Genomic DNA, 15,831 nt, shown 5'->3' on the forward strand with positions numbered 1-15,831 from the left:
TGACCAGGTACCTTGTGCAGGAATTGAAAATAAGGACTAACCCGTATAGAGCGTGTGACTTATAGTCTATACGAACCGCCATTTCTAGTTTATAATGGGATGCAGCATACTTGATATACTGGCGGCATATATTCCTTGTATAAAATTCCTTGTATATTGTAACACTGGAACACAAGGGCAGAAGGTTTGTGGGGGTGGAAGAGAAGGTGGCCAATTTGCAGAACACCAAAAGAATCATGATCAGCTTGCCCGATCATCTCTTACAGGAAGTGGATGGGATCGTTCAATTGGAGAACTCTAACCGTAGTGAATTGATCAGGCAGGCCATGAAGCTGTACTTGACTGAACGGAGGAAACGAACCATCCGGGAGTCGATGCAGCGGGGATACATGGAAATGGCTAAGATTAATTTGACCATGGCAAGCGAGGCCTTTCTCGCAGAGGAAGATGCAGACAGTACTCTTGGCCGCTTAGTAAGCGGGGTGTAAATATTGATTGTTAAACGCGGCGACGTTTTTTTTGCCGACCTTTCACCGGTCGTGGGTTCAGAGCAAGGCGGAGTTAGGCCGGTACTGGTCATTCAGAACGACATTGGCAATCGCTTCAGCCCGACTGTAATTGTGGCAGCTATCACTGCCCAGATCCAGAAGGCCAAACTGCCGACGCATGTGGAAATTGATGCGGCTGCCCATGGCTTTGACCGGGACTCCGTTATATTGCTGGAGCAGGTTCGGACCATTGACAAACAACGCTTAACCGATAAGATCACCCACCTGGATGACGAAACCATGAAACTGGTGGATGATTCGCTGCAAATCAGCCTGGGTTTGATTGATTTCTGAACCTTATAGGGCTATGACATCAATAATTGTACTAAAAGGCATGCCGGGAAGTTACCGGTGTGCCTTTTTTCAAAGGCTAAGAAGGTGTTGTGCAAGAGCTGTTGTGTTAATGTTTGGCCTTATGATACAATTAGACCGGTCAGTCGGTCTATAGGGGGGATACATATCAAAGGACGTTCGGATGGAGAAGAAACCAAGAACCGTATTCTGCAGAATGCTTCACATTTGTTCGCACACAAGGGTTATGGTTCGGTAAGTATGAATGAAGTGTGCTTAGCTGCCAAGGTCAGCAAGGGCAGCCTGTATCACCATTTTCCCAGCAAGGATGAATTATTCCTGTATGTGGTGGAGGATGATACCCGGAAGTGGCTCTGTGAGTGGGAGGAGCTGCGGAACAAGATCACCGGGACGGAAGCCAGGCTGTACGCGCTGGGGGATCATTATGCGAATGACTTCCAGAATCCGCTGATTCATGCGCTTGAGGAATACGCCCGCTCCCGTACGCTTACCGATGATATCCGCCAGCGGCTCTCGCAGATCTACGAGTCCGCTTCTCAGGCCTGCCGTGATCTGCTACAGGAAGGTATGGATTCCGGATACCTGATTACAGGCAATCTGGATAACTGTGTGATCATCGTCAGCGGCATGCTGGAAGGAATCGGAAGAGTCAGTGAGATTACCGCACTCGCCAAGGGGCCTGAGGATATCAGGGAGTATTACCGCGGGGCCATTCAGCTGCTGCTGCAGGGACTGCGTACCCGGTAGAGCTGAGCGGGCTCTGCACAATGCTACAGTGAAAGCAGTGAATCCGCAGGCAGAAACGGCTCAGCCGTCTTACTCATGAGAGATGACGTTTCTGCCGGAGCAGAGGAAGCTGTTCGTATGAGGGCGGATTGCAGCCTGGGCGGGGAACGTATTTTTTAGCGATTAAATAGACCGGATGGTCGGTCTTGTACTATGAACTATACAAGCTGCATCATCCGCGCGGGTATGATTTCTTGGCCCGTTAATGGGAGAGACTGAAATAGTACAGCAGCCGGATTTACGGATTGTTATTACCATTAGATGAAGTACACCTGGAGCCTGAAGATTTGCCCGGGAATTACGGAGGGATTTACAATGTCATTACTTTTAAGAAACCGGGGCGCGATGCTGCTCCTGATGTTGAATATATTTTTGGCGTTCACGGGGATTGGTCTGGTTGTCCCTATTATGCCGACCTACATGAATGAGCTGGGCATTGGCGGGAGTGTTGTCGGACTGCTGGTGGCCGCCTTTGCCCTGACGCAGCTGCTGGTGTCACCGTTTGCCGGCAACTGGTCGGACCGGATGGGCCGCAAAAAAATCATTATCGCCGGTCTGATTGTCTTTGCTTTTTCGGAGCTGCTCTTTGGTCTGGCTAATGTGCCCTGGCTGCTCTTCGTATCCAGAATGCTAGGCGGTGCGGGTGCGGCGATGATTATGCCGGCGGTCATGGCTTATGTTGCCGATACGACCTCTTCTGAAGAACGCGCCAAAGGTATGGGCTTAATCAATGCGGCCATTACTACGGGATTCATCATCGGTCCGGGAATTGGCGGATATTTGGCTGAGCTCGGCATCCGGGTACCCTTTTTCGTCGCTGCCGGAGCGGCTGCTGTTGTTGCACTCATTACTTTTGCCGTTCTGCCGGAATCCCTGTCTGCGGAGAAGCGCCATGAAGCGAAGTCTGATGAGGGTAACAAGGAGAATCTGGGATTGCAGATGCTGCGCTCTTACCGTGAACCTTATTTCTTCGGCCTGGTCATCATATTCGTGCTCTCCTTCGGACTGGCTAATTATGATACAGTGTTCGGCTTGTTTGTGGATCATAAGTTCGGGTTCACCCCCAAGGATATTGCGTTTGTCCTGACGTTCGGCTCGATCGCGGGTGCGGTGGTTCAGGTTACGGTGTTTAGCTGGATTTTGAACCGTTTCGGCGAAAATAGAGTGATCTCCATCTGCCTGCTCATTGCCGGCCTGTCTATCTTCCTGACGCTGTTCGTTCACGGCTTCGCGGCTATAGTATCGGTTACCTTTATTGTATTCTTAGCGATGGATATTCTCCGTCCCGCAGTCGGTACGCAGCTCTCCAAGATGGCTGACGAATCGCAGCAGGGGTTTGTCATGGGGATGAACTCTGCCTACACCAGTCTTGGCAATATTGCAGGCCCGATTGTTGCCGGAATCCTGTTCGATATGGATGTGAATTTCCCTTATGCGGCGGCTGCGCTTGTCATGGTGCTCTGCTTCCTGATGTCGCTGAGTTATGGGCGGCAGAGACGGGTGAAGCGCAAAGTGGCTAGGTAATGAGGGGGACTGCAAGAACAAGACGGCTACGCTGTCCCGGATGGGACGGTGTAGCCGTCTTTATATAACTCCGCTGAAGCGGGTAAAGACACCGGGAACCTCCTCATTAACCAGGGGTGCTGCGGCGGGCCAGGGAAATAGTTGGATTTTGTCCACTTGCTCATAAATAGAGAAGCCCCTCTCAAACAGCAGTTGGAAAAACAGCACTTAATATAAGCCATATCAGCCAAAGTGGAGGAAGTGCATGGAATTAAATGACGTTTATCCAACTAATTCACTCAAACGCTCCAAAATAACTAAAATAAGATACGTTTATCCAACTACTGTTGCAAAGTGGGTGCCTGAGGGACCGTAAACGGGAAAGGTATGCAAGGTAGGGTCCAATCTAACCTTGGTAAGCTGCTAATTTTACCCTTCGGGCGAAATATGTTTTGGGGGTCCACGCAAATCTGCTGAGTTATCACCGGGTTGGTATCTTGCTTTGCGCGGTACTTTAGCGTGCCAAGCTTTGGTCCTGCGGCAAACTGTGATAGTATTTTGGTAGAGAGTTATGAACTCAGACTGTGTATAGAAAGAGGGATATACTTGAGCGTTGATACTAATGTGGCAGGTAAAGCGGCGGAAGATGCAGCTGCCCGCCAGGAGCAGGAACTGATTACTGCAGCAATTGCGAAGGAACTGGGCATCAGCCTGAAGCAGGTGCGGACTACGGTGGGGCTGCTGGATGAGGGCAACACGATTCCGTTTATTGCCAGATACCGCAAGGAAATGACCGGAGAGCTGGATGAGAACGCGCTGCGCGATATCGAAGAACGGCTTGGGTATCTGCGGAACCTGGGTGACCGGAAGAAGGATGTCATCCGCAGCATTGAGGAGCAGGGCAAGCTGACTCCGGAGCTGCAGGCGCAGATCATGAAGGCTGTGAAGCTGCAGGAAGTGGAGGACTTGTACCGCCCGTTCAAGCAGAAGCGCAAGACACGGGCCAGTGTAGCCAAGGAGAAGGGACTTGAGCCGCTTGCCGATTGGATCATGGAGCAGCGCCGCCAGGGCAATCCTTATGAAGAAGCGGCGAAATATATAGATGCGGATAAAGGTGTAGACAGCGCTGAGCTTGCTGTGCAAGGGGCAATGGATATCATTGCCGAGAATATTGCCGATGACCCGGCCATCCGTTCCTGGGTGCGCCAGTATACGGCAAGCCAGGGGATTCTGGTCTCCGAAGCGAAGGATGCGGAGCAGGAGAGCGTATACGAGAATTACTATTCATACCGTGAGCCTGTGCACAAAATGCCGCCGCACCGTATTCTGGCCATCAACCGCGGGGAGCGGGAGAATGTGCTGAAGGTCGGCATTGAGATCATTGCCGATAAGATTCACGCTTTCATTATCCGCAAGCTGGTGAAGGGGCCGTCCCCGGTCAAAGAGCTGCTGGAAGCCGTAACCGAGGATGCCTACAAACGGCTGATTGCGCCTTCCGTCGAGCGCGAGGTGCGCGGGGAGATGACGGAAAAAGGCGAGGCGCAAGCGATTTCCATCTTCTCCGGAAATCTGCGCAGCCTGCTGCTGCAGCCGCCGGTGAAGGGCCGCCATGTGCTTGGCGTAGACCCGGCTTACCGCACCGGCTGCAAGCTGGCCGTTGTGGACGATACCGGCAAGCTGCTGGAGGTAGCGGTCACGTATCCGACGCCGCCGAACAACAAGAAGAAAGAGGCGGCGGCCAAGTTCAAAGAGCTGATTGCCAAATATGGCATTCAGCTCATCGTGATCGGCAACGGCACCGGCTCGCGGGAGACGGAGCAGTTCACGGCCGAGGTCATTGCCGAGGTCGGGAATCCTGAGCTGGCCTACCTGATCGTTAACGAGGCAGGGGCCAGCGTGTATTCAGCCTCCAAGCTGGCGCAGGAGGAGTTCCCGGACCTGGATGTGGCGGAACGCAGCGCCGCCTCCATCGCCCGCCGCGTGCAGGACCCGCTCGCGGAGCTGGTGAAGATCGACCCGAAGGCGATCGGTGTCGGGCAGTACCAGCATGATGTGTCGCAGAAGCATCTGGAGGAGAGCCTGAAGGGCGTCGTGGAGTCGGCGGTTAACCACGTCGGTGTCGACGTGAATACCGCTTCGGCCTCCCTGCTGTCCTATGTGGCGGGAGTCAATACGACGATCGCCAAGAATATCGTGAAGTTCCGCGAGGAGAACGGCAAGTTCGCCACGCGCAAGGCACTGCAGAAGGTGCCGCGCCTGGGCGCGAAATCCTACGAGCAGTGCATCGGCTTCCTGCGTATCCCCGGAGGGGATAACACGCTGGACCGTACGCCGATCCACCCGGAATCCTATCCGGTGGTCGACCGGTTATTCCGCGAGCTGGGCCTGGATGTGGCCAAGCTCGGCAGCAAGGAAGTAGCACAGCAGCTGGAGGTGCAGGATGCCGCCGAGCTGGCGGTGAAGCTGGATGTCGGCGTGCCTACGCTGCGCGACATCCTGGAGAGCCTGCAGCGCCCGGGCCGCGATCCGCGCGAGGAGCTGCCGCTGCCGATCTTCCGCACGGATGTGCTGAAGATCGAGGACCTGGTTCCCGGCATGGAGATGCAGGGAACCGTCCGCAACGTAATCGATTTCGGCGCCTTCGTCGATATCGGCATCAAGAACGACGGGCTGGTCCATATCTCCCAGCTGAGCGGCAGCTTCGTGAAGCACCCGATGGACGTGGTCTCCGTGGGAGACAATGTCACCGTCTGGGTGATGGGCGTCGACCTGAAGAAGGGCCGCGTCAACCTGACCATGCGCCAGCCGCGCGAGGCGGCCGACAGCGTGAAGTAGGCCGGCGACAACGCTGGCAGGTTGAAGCAAGGGCAGAATAACAGGCCTTTTTCGCAAAATAACGTCTATGGTGTCCATAAGAGAGCGTACCGACATGGTATGGTGAGTGGAATACCGGAGCAGCTGTTCAATAGGAGTCACTATGGAGCACCAGGCAAACCATCTAACCTATTAATAATGCCAGCCAGCGAATACAGCAGCAAAGAAACGGGTACGAGACACCAAGGTTAATAACCAATCTAGACAGAACAGACCCAAATCAGCGCAAGCCCGAATCATGTACCAACCGAAGAAGCAACCCAAGAACTAACCCATATTATCAGCCGGACGGCTGCGCTTCCTTGACCAGGACGGCGCAGCCGTTTTTTGTCTACCCTAAATAGCAGTAGATGTAACGTCCAGGTCCAAGCTGCGGTAAAGAATAGTTATAGTTATTAATGATCTAAAGCTCCCTCCCTTACAGTGATATGATGGAAAAAAACAGAAGGTGGCGGACGGGTATTGAGTAACAGAATCATCCGGAAATTTGAACAGAACGATATGGCAGCGCTTGGGGAAATGTATGCGCGGGTCTCGGCACAGGAGGATGTGCTTTTTTGGTGGGTAGGGGAGGAGAGCAACTGGGAGAACGTAATCTGTGCCTTTGAAGGGGAGACTATGGTGGCCAAAGGCCAGCTGCAGATCTTCAATGTGGTTCCCCCCGGACGTCTGCCCATGAGCAAACATAAGATTTTTGTGAATCTGAAAACTCTGCCCGGGCGTGAACAGGATATCGGACTGCTGGACAGTGTCTACTCCCTTCTGCTGGAACGGGCGCATGAACTGAAGGGGACACTGCCCCGGGAATACGGAACGGTTCTGTGTACAGGGAATTATGCCGCAGAAGAGAGCTGCAACACTTATTTCGCACAGCATCTGGGTTACCTGCCGCATAGCCGGTTATATACGCTCCATCGTGACTTGAACGAACCTATACCCGTGATAGAGCTTGCGGCAGGTCTTGAATCAGCGTGGGTTCAGTTGGATTCGCCGGAGCAGAGAGAGGCTTATCTGGAACTGGAGGCGGAGATCTGGCCGGATACCCCGCTGGGCGTGGAACGTCTGCTCGAATATCAGGAGCATCCGCTCTGGACATCGGCTGTTGTACTGGATGAAGGCAAGGTGGCCGGCAGTCTGATGGTCTGGCAGGAAGACAAGAACGGCATTATCGAGGATGTGTTTGTCCGTGACCCATGGAGAAGACGCGGGATCGCCAAGGCCCTGCTGGTCCGCGCCCTGGCGTATCTGAAGGAGCACGGACTGGAGCAGGCACAGCTTATCGCCATGACTACCAATGAATCGGCACTGTCCCTGTACGTATCCGTGGGTTTCCAAACGGGACGGCAGGAGATCAGATTGTATACGGAGCTGGATTAATAATCGCTCAGGATGAGTTCCTCTGCACAGTGAAATCGGCACAGTGAAAGTTGGGCGGAAGTTTATATGACAGTGGAATTAAAGCCAGTGTGTATTGATAATTGGTATGAATGCACCCGGCTTACGGTGAAGCCGGAACAGCTTAATGTTTTTCCTGCACCGGTGGTGAATTGGATTGCCGAATCGAAATATGTTGATGAACGTAATTCCAGTTGTACAAGAATCATGATTGGACACCGGCCGGACAATCTGATTGCGGGAAGAATGTATGAAGCTTTAGGGTTTCTAAAAGCCAGTGAAGAAGTAATCGACGGTGAAATCGTACGTCTGCTGCAAACCAGTTAACCAGCTCCCTCCCACTGCTTACCTTGCCAAGTGACAGGCGCCGTGCAACTATATCCGGCTCGGTATCGTCTACAAAGGTAAGAATGGCAGCATGAGGAGGGATATCATGTATAAGGCAAGATCAATTGGATTCGCTGCGTTAACGGCCGGAATGCTAATGCTTGCAGCCTGCAGCTCAGCGCCGGAAGAGGCGCCGGCGACCACATCCACACCGGAGCAGACTCAGACATCTGCCCCGGCGACTACTGCGGCCGTACCATCACCATCTGCATCCCCGGCAACGGTTGCTCCAAGTCCTGAAGCTACGGAACCACCTCTGGTAGCGGAAGACCCCGGACCGCCGGAGGAAGGCACACCGCCTACAGCACTGGAAGCGGCAACCACAGTAATGCGGGCGCTGAAGAGCGGGAATATGGAGACGCTCGCCGCGTGGGTACACCGGGACAGAGGGGTACGCTTCTCCCCTTACGCCTATGTTGATGTTGATAAAGACATTGTGTTAAGTCAGGATGAGCTGAAGGCTGCAATGCAAGATCCGGTAAAGCGCGAATGGCGTGAGTTCGCCGGTACCGGAGAGCTGATTAAGCTGACCTTTGCCGACTATTATAAGCGGTTTGTGTACGATGCGGATTTTTCCGGTAAATCTGAAGTTGCACTGAATCAGGGCTTGGGCCAAGGGACAACTCTAAATAATCTCAATGAGGTGTACCCCAAGGAGACCCATGACTTCGTAGAATATCATATCGCCGGTATCGATCCTTCCTTAGAGGGCATGGATTGGCGCAGCCTGCGGCTGGTCTTCGAGAAGAATGGTCAGGACCATATCCTTGTAGGGATCATTCATGATCAGTGGACACCTTAACTTAAGGAATGAAAGCGCCAGTTATTAGTACAATCGCCAAAAGCCGCATCCCCTTGGTTATCCCAACGGCGATGCGGCTTCTTTTGACGTATATGCGTTTATAGGTTACTGCCATGTGCCATGGTATCAAGCAGTAGCTGCTGTATTTCTCACTTACATCCCTGCGGAAGAAGCGGCAGCAGAAGCCGAACCTGTTACGGATTTGGCTACCGCTGTATACCCTTCAGGCAGGTAAGTCACGGCGGAGGCGGTAGAGATGACCTGCAGATTCATGGAGCCGGCAGGCGGAGCAGTCACTTTGAAATAGATCACTGCTGTTTTGTTAGCGCCGAATTCGATCCGCTCAATTGACAGGCCGTAACCCGAGGTAGGCAGATTCTCAACAGTGACAGTGGCTTTGTTTACGCCAGTTGCCGCTTTTTCCAGCGTAACCGCTGCTTCATAGTCATTAACCGGAGCAGTGGCGCTGTCATCCGGAGTGATTACCTCTTTGGCGAATTTGGCTGCGTCATAGATCAGGACAGCGGCTTCCGCTCGGGTAACCGGTTCATTCGGACGGAAGGTGTTGTTCTTCTCCAGCGTGATCAGACGGGTATTAACCAGAATCTGCAGACTGTTCATCTCCGCTGTAGACAGCTTGCCGCCATCCGTGATATTAGCGTACATCAGCGTAACCGGGAAGTTCCCTTTACTCTGCAGCGCCTGGGTCAGCAAATGAGCGAACTGGATCCGCGTCATTGCCGCATTGGGGTCGATGGACTTGTCCAGAGACAATCCGCTCTGCTTGGCAGCCACGAATGCGGAGGCGTACCATGCGTTATCTTTTACCTTGTCGAAGTAATCGCTGGCTTTGCTGCCAGTAGTATTCTGCGGAGACAGCTTGAGACCGCTGACGATGAACTGCAGGCCTTGGGCGTAAGTCAGCTTGGACTTCGGTGCGAACATATCACTGGTAATTCCGTTAATGATGCCATTTTGATGGAGTGCATTGATTTTGGATTCGGCAGCATTGCCCTTCAGATCCGAAAAGGCAGAAGCCGATGCTCCGAACGATACTGTTGCCGCCAGAATGCTGCACGCTAGAGTGATTTTTGTAGCGTGCTTCTGGAATGATGATTTATTCTTCATTGTGCCTCACCTCTTATACTCTTAGATGGATAAAGGGGCAGAAATGTTGCAGGCAGTTCTGTATAAGCTAAAAAAATTGTTGTTGGGCTGAGTGATGTGCGTCTGTCACCAAGTAACATGATTGTAGAAGGCGTGCTGTTGTTAGTATCAGCAGACTGGGAGGCCGTCATCCGGGAAAGTGCTTACCGATTGAACATTAACGGCATTTGGCTGTACACTTGAGGTAGAATCAGTAAACGGATTCAAACACTATCAGGCCATTCATACATCCGGCTTATGACAGGAGAACATAGATGATTCAGCAGCAGAGGGTTGAACGTATCAACGTGGGGATTTTTGCCCATGTAGATGCGGGGAAGACGACTACGACGGAGCATATTTTGTATGAGAGCGGGCGGATTCGCGCACTTGGCAGTGTGGACAGCGGAACGGCGCTGACGGATTCCATGGAGGTGGAGCGGCAGCGGGGGATTTCTGTGCGGGCGGCTCTGGCTTCATTTACGTGGCAAGGAGTGCAGATCAACCTGGTCGATACCCCGGGGCATGTGGATTTCCTGTCCGAGGTGGAGCGCAGCCTGCGGGTGATGGATTGTGCGGTATTGATCCTGTCAGCAGTGGAGGGCGTGCAGGCGCAGAGCGAGATGATCTGGAATGCACTGCGCAAGCTGGGGATTCCTACGCTTATTTTCGTGAATAAAATGGACCGGATCGGCGCTGATCCAGCCGCTGTGCTAACTCAGGCACGGACCTATCTGTCCGGGGATATTGTGCCTGTGCAGCAGCCCTTATATAGGGAACGGGAATACATAGGGGCGGCGGATTTATGGAGTGAAGGCGCAGACGCGGCGGCGCGGACAGAACTGCTGGAAGCGCTCGCGGAGCGGGATGAGGAGCTGCTGGAGCTGTATATGGCGGGCGGTACGGCAGATCTGGCGCGGTGGAAAAGAGAGCTGGCCGTTCGGACGGCCGCAGGAAGAATGTATCCGCTGGTGTATGGCGTAGCGGCCAAAGGTCTCGGTGTCACGGCGCTGCTCGATGCCATGACCCAGTATTTCCCCCGCGCGGGCGGGGATGCGGAGCAGCCGGTGTCCGGCATCGTGTACAACATCCAGCGCGACAAAAGCATGGGCCGCATGGCCTTCGTGCGCCTCTATCAAGGAACTATCCGCAACCGGGATACGGTGATGAATTATACGCAGGATGTCCAGGCCAAGGTGACGCAGATCCGCAAGGTCGAAGGCGGACGCACCGAGGATGTGGGGGCGCTGGAAGCGGGGGACATCGCCGTAGTCTATGGGCTGTCCGGCGTGCGGATCGGCGATGTGCTGGGCCGGCCGGAGGCCATTCCGCAGGAGGCGAAGCTCGCCGTGCCGCTGCTGACCGTGCGCGTCTTCTGGGGGGAGGATGCCGACGACCATAAGGTGATTGCCGCATTTCAGGAGCTGGCCGACGAGGACCCGCTGCTGGATACACAGTGGCTGCAGGAGGAGCGGGAGCTGCATATCAAGGTGATGGGGCCGATCCAGCTGGAGATTCTGGATAGTGTATTGCAGGAACGATTCGGGCTGAAGGTTACCTTCGGCCAGCCTTCGGTGATCTACCGCGAAACGCCAAGCCGCGCGGGTGAAGGCTACATTGCGTACCTGATGCCGAAGCCTTGCTGGGCGATCCTGAGGTTCCAGATTGAGCCGGGCCCGCCGGGCAGCGGCCTCGTCTATGAATCATTGGTGCGCAGCTCCGATCTGCTGCCGCAATACCAGAACGAGACGGCCCGCCGCGTGCCGGAGGCGCTGCAGCAGGGTCTGCGCGGCTGGGAGGTCACCGACCTCAAGATCACACTGGTGGAGGGGAACCACCATGTGTGGCATACCCATCCGCTGGATTTTGCCGTGGCTACGCCCATGGCCATCATGGATGGGCTGGCCCATACCGGCACCAGCCTGCTGGAGCCGGTCCTACAGGTGCGCATCGTCGTGCCGGAGGAGAACGGCGGCCGCGTGATGAACGACCTCGTGCAGATGCGCGGCACCTTCGAGCCGCCCGTGCTGCAGGGCGAGCGGATGATCATCGAAGGCCGGCTGCCGCTGGCAACCTCGCTCGATTATCCCGTGACCTTAAGCTCCTACACGAAGGGGCGGAGCACGTTTACTTCCTTTTTTGCCGGCTATGAACCGTGCCCACCGGACGTCACTGCCGAGCGTACCCGCCGGGGCGTGAACCCGCTGGATCAGGCGAAGTATATTTTGAGCGTACGGAAGGCGCTGCAGGGATAGGAGAGAAATAATGATTTTGTAACGGAATTATGTAGTGTACAGAGAGTAACGGAAGCGGATGTAACCGAATTAGCTGGAGTGGGAGGGGCAAACGCTGCAGGCTGCGGTGATGCGCAAGCGGATAGTGAAGGCTATCATATGATTCGCGTCAGGTAAATATTGGTAAATAACAGCAAAGTGAAACGATAGGAATATGGTAACGAAATCTCTACTCTTTAATGCACAATTGTGTCACTACTCTCCAATCTGAGCTCTCTAAGCGTAAAAATCTATGTGTTCCTCATCATCAACCATAATCCGAGCCAGTCCATTTAGTGCCACATATTCTACATACCAAGTCTTTAGCATAATTTAATAAACTGCATTGGGTTATCGCAACATTTACATTCAAGGTGTATCTTTTATCTCCTTATAGGCAATAAGCTAAATAAACTGTAGTATAAATAATAGAAATTAAACCATTTTAAGGAGGTAATATGAAATACTTCACTCGTATTTTGTTTTTTGTCTCCCTAGTAGTGTTCATAATCTACTTTTTTGATGCTGTTGTTGAATACAATAAAGTGTTTCTTTATATCATCATGTTTGGATTTACTGGCTCATTTATAACAAGTTTTTTTGGGGAAAGAAGTATAATGAATTCTTCAATAAGATGGATCTCTGCTGCTTTTGTAATTTGTTATTTTGCGTACATTTTTATTTTTTCTTTCCTATGGTCGTCAGCAAATAGACCTTAAACAACCGATACCCCTCACCGCTTTTTTTTGCATTGGTATTACTAGGTTTTTACATAATCGTAGGCGGCGTAAATAATGCGGCGTCTTTTTTATACATTCATGTCCTTATTGCGCCGTATGCGTCTACTGTTTAACATGGAGTGGTGGAATAAAAAAACAGATCATGTCCCGGAAGTCAGGCATGATCTGTTTTTCATTTCAATTGCTTTTAATTTTACAATCTACCTAGCTCAAGAATTACTCAACATCAGTTGCCGGCTGCAGCCAACGCGAACCCATTACAGGCTCTGCTGTAGCAGTGTAGCCTTCAGGCAGATAAGTAACCACTGTTCCTTTGGTGATGACTTGCGGGTACATCATATCCGGATCGGGCAGGGTTATTTTGAAGTAGATCACTGCTTTGGTGGCGCTGGTGAATTCGATGCGCTCTACCGCCAGGCCGTAGCCGGGGTTAGGCAGATTATCGACGGTGATGGTGGCTTTATTGACGCCTTCAGCCGCTTTTTCTAGTACGACATCCGAAATGTAGTTGTTGACCGGAACTGGTTCCGGTTCAGAAGGCTCAATTACTGTATTGTCTTGGTTTATCACCCGCGCTGCAAACTCAGCGGCATCATGAACCATAACAGCAGCCTCGGAGCGCGTGATGATATCGGCCGGGCGGAATTTTCCGTTGTCCAGCGTAATCACCTTTGTGTTCAGCAGAATCTGCAGGCTGTTCATAACCTCGGAAGAGAGCTTGTCGCCATCCTCAACCATGAAATACATTTTGGTAACCGCAAAATCACCTTTACTCTGCAAGGCTTCGGTCAACAGATGAGCGAACTCTGCACGGGTCAGGTTTGCATTCGGATTGGCATTCTGTGCCAGGGTTAAACCGCTCTGCTTGGCGGTCAGGAACGAGGAGGCATACCAGGCGTTATCTTTTACATTGTCAAAATAACTGCTGGCCGTAGAAGAATTGCTGCCCGTATCCGCCCCTGGTGTCAGCGCCAGCCCTTTGACGAGAAATTGAACGCCTTGTGCCAGGGTCACTTTAGCGTTGGGGGCAAAAAGGTCGCTGGTTATACCGTTGATTACACCGGCGTCATGCAGCGCATTAATTTTGGTTTCGGCAGGATTTCCGTTCAGATCGGAGAAGGCAAAAGCGGATGCCCCAAATGACAAGCTGGCAGCCAGGATTCCGCACGCGATGCTCATATTTTTTGCGCGCTTCATTAGATTAGTTGTTCTCATTGTGCATCACCTCTACCTACTAAGATGGTTTTTAGGTGGGAAATGTTGCACCTGGCAAAGAAAATTTTTTCAAATGAATTATTTTCGGATAAAACAGTGTTTGTTTTACATTTAAAATAACTCGGATTTTGTCGGATCGCAGAGAAAGGTTCATTTTCAAAAAAAATAGTAAATAATGAGCATGTTTTTTTGAAATACATAAAGTTGGGAATGCGGCGAATGCATAAGTCTTGAGGATTGATCTATTCTGATCCCGCTGTCGCATTCCGCGAGGAATTATTGATAAAAATTAGGTCTGATGACCTGTTGACGGAAGGATGGCGGAGAGTAACTGATACATAGGGAAGGTTGTCCGCGAAGCAGAGGACGGCAATGAGTTATGCAGTATTCTGCGAATTGATTTTTTTAATATAACGCTATGATATTTTTCCTTTTTTATCCTAATTAATACTATAAAATAGAAAACGAAACCCTTGGTGAAATTCGGTGTATGTTGAAAAGAATGGGATTGGAGAGAAGCGCATGCGGGTTGCACTGGTTTGTTGTGCGGGTTCCACAGAGCCTTGTGAGGGGTGTAGGTTTCAGAATGTTCATTCTTTTTTTTCAAGGGTGTATGGTTGTAAGGTGTTTCATTTCAAGGAGCTTGAGGCGCTGGTCGATATTGTTAAGGATGGCTTGAGGTTTGACGGTGTGGTCGTCAGTACCCCGGACTTTAACCTGGGCTTCATTCATACGATGCAATACCTGCAGCAGATGCTTAAGCTGAAAGTATTCCTTATTGTTGAGAAGATCAGCACTCAGGGCATAACCGTCCAGTTCCCTTCCAATCATATTTACATCGACAGCTCGGGAGGCCATGGCTTCCAGGAGGAATTATTCAGCCGTTTGCGCTGCTGGTTCGACGAAGAGCTGAGTGTGAATACGCACTGTACCAGACAAATCAAGGATATCGCACTTAACCTTCACTCTAAATCCCTGAAAGTCGGAGAGGTTATCATTGAACTCACCAGTAAAGAATATGAATTGCTTGACCTGCTGCTGGAATGCCAGGGCCAGTACATCCCCACCGAGAAGATACTGCACCACCTGTGGGACAGCTATACATCCCCTGAAATTGTCAGGCAGTATGTATACAAGCTGAGGCACAAAATTGAAACGACAGCCGGCAGAAGCGACATCATTCACTTCCGCCGGGGAATCGGATATTCGGTTAGCTTTTAGATCTGACAGTTTTCTGTCAGGTCTTTTTTTTGATTTTTTTTGATAGGGAGCCTGTGCTGTCTTCGTGCTGCAGAATAACTGTAAATTAACGCAAGCTTAACAGCCGGGTTATGTCCCCCTCCAAAATTTAACGCTACGATGTAATTAATACTATTAGGGAGGCATGTACAGTGACAACGATTCAGAACAGTATCTGGATTCAGGCAGACCGGAACACCGTATTTGACAGAACCAACGATATTGCGGGCTGGACGGATTTGTTCACGGAATATAAAGAAACGCGGGTGCTGGAGCAGGGGGAGTCCTACATCCGTTTTGAATTGACTACATTTCCCGAGCCAAATCGCCCGTCGCGCTCATGGACATCCGAAAGATGGTTGGACCGGCCGAATTTCCGGATTACCGCCAGACGTCTTGCGCCGCTGCTGCCGTTCAAGCATATGAATCTGGAATGGCTCTATGAGGAGCAGGGCGAGGGCACGTACATGACCTGGATTCAGGAGTTTGAGGTTGATCCCGTAAGCGGCCTCACCGCAGAGCAGGTGGAAGCCCATCTGAACCGTACCACGAAGGAGCAGATGGAGGCGGTCAAGCTTAATATCGAGAAACTAAGGATTCGGAGCTGAGGC

Annotated in this window: 13 protein-coding genes; 11 read left to right on the top strand and 2 right to left on the bottom strand. The window is 51.9% G+C overall.

What is annotated here, in order from left to right; genetic code table 11:
* The first annotated feature begins 206 nt into the window (after positions 1-206).
* From PBOR_RS06240 to PBOR_RS06275, 8 genes are all read left to right on the top strand, one after another.
* A complete protein-coding gene (locus PBOR_RS06240) occupies positions 207-488 on the top strand; it encodes a CopG family ribbon-helix-helix protein (protein WP_039307597.1) in 282 nt (93 codons plus the stop codon).
* Positions 489-491: 3 nt separating this feature from the next.
* Positions 492-842, top strand: a complete 351-nt coding sequence (locus tag PBOR_RS06245) for a type II toxin-antitoxin system PemK/MazF family toxin (RefSeq protein ID WP_019913013.1) — start codon at positions 492-494, stop codon at positions 840-842.
* Between the two features lie 84 nt (positions 843-926).
* A complete protein-coding gene (locus PBOR_RS37660) occupies positions 927-1,607 on the top strand; it encodes a TetR/AcrR family transcriptional regulator (RefSeq protein ID WP_281192292.1) in 681 nt (226 codons plus the stop codon).
* A gap of 354 nt (positions 1,608-1,961) precedes the next feature.
* Positions 1,962-3,170 (top strand): MFS transporter, encoded by a 1,209-nt coding sequence (locus PBOR_RS06255; protein ID WP_042210942.1) that lies wholly within the window; start codon positions 1,962-1,964, stop codon positions 3,168-3,170.
* Positions 3,171-3,821: 651 nt separating this feature from the next.
* Complete coding sequence (locus tag PBOR_RS06260) at positions 3,822-5,984, top strand: Tex family protein (RefSeq protein ID WP_179945461.1); 2,163 nt, start codon at positions 3,822-3,824, stop codon at positions 5,982-5,984.
* A 501-nt stretch (positions 5,985-6,485) separates the two neighbouring features.
* Entirely contained in the window at positions 6,486-7,400 is a 915-nt protein-coding gene (locus PBOR_RS06265) for a GNAT family N-acetyltransferase (protein WP_245648063.1), read from the top strand.
* 66 nt (positions 7,401-7,466) lie between these two features.
* Positions 7,467-7,745, top strand: coding sequence for a hypothetical protein (locus PBOR_RS06270; RefSeq protein ID WP_042210944.1), 279 nt, complete (start codon positions 7,467-7,469; stop codon positions 7,743-7,745).
* 106 nt (positions 7,746-7,851) lie between these two features.
* A complete protein-coding gene (locus PBOR_RS06275) occupies positions 7,852-8,607 on the top strand; it encodes a hypothetical protein (protein ID WP_042210945.1) in 756 nt (251 codons plus the stop codon).
* Positions 8,608-8,760: 153 nt separating this feature from the next.
* On the opposite strand, the gene PBOR_RS06280 is transcribed toward PBOR_RS06275, so the two are convergent.
* Positions 8,761-9,735 carry an S-layer homology domain-containing protein gene (locus tag PBOR_RS06280; RefSeq protein ID WP_042210946.1) on the bottom strand — a complete coding sequence of 325 codons (975 nt, stop codon included), beginning with the start codon at positions 9,733-9,735 and terminating at the stop codon, positions 8,761-8,763.
* Between the two features lie 293 nt (positions 9,736-10,028).
* On the opposite strand from PBOR_RS06280, the gene PBOR_RS06285 reads away from it, so the two are divergent.
* Positions 10,029-12,008 (top strand): GTP-binding protein, encoded by a 1,980-nt coding sequence (locus PBOR_RS06285; RefSeq protein ID WP_042210947.1) that lies wholly within the window; start codon positions 10,029-10,031, stop codon positions 12,006-12,008.
* Between the two features lie 974 nt (positions 12,009-12,982).
* Here the strand turns inward: PBOR_RS06285 and PBOR_RS06295 are convergent.
* Positions 12,983-13,963 carry an S-layer homology domain-containing protein gene (locus PBOR_RS06295; RefSeq protein WP_042210949.1) on the bottom strand — a complete coding sequence of 327 codons (981 nt, stop codon included), beginning with the start codon at positions 13,961-13,963 and terminating at the stop codon, positions 12,983-12,985.
* Between the two features lie 627 nt (positions 13,964-14,590).
* Between PBOR_RS06295 and PBOR_RS06300 the strand changes: the two genes are divergently transcribed.
* Together PBOR_RS06300 and PBOR_RS06305 are read left to right on the top strand one after the other, a co-directional pair.
* Complete coding sequence (locus PBOR_RS06300; protein WP_157763983.1) at positions 14,591-15,202, top strand: winged helix-turn-helix domain-containing protein; 612 nt, start codon at positions 14,591-14,593, stop codon at positions 15,200-15,202.
* Positions 15,203-15,372: 170 nt separating this feature from the next.
* On the top strand, positions 15,373-15,828 hold the full coding sequence (locus PBOR_RS06305; protein WP_042210951.1) for an SRPBCC family protein: 456 nt from the start codon (positions 15,373-15,375) through the stop codon (positions 15,826-15,828).
* The last annotated feature ends 3 nt before the right edge of the window (positions 15,829-15,831 follow it).

Origin of the sequence: Paenibacillus borealis (genome assembly GCF_000758665.1) — a bacterium.
GTDB classification, from domain to species: Bacteria; Bacillota; Bacilli; order Paenibacillales; family Paenibacillaceae; genus Paenibacillus_AQ; species Paenibacillus_AQ borealis.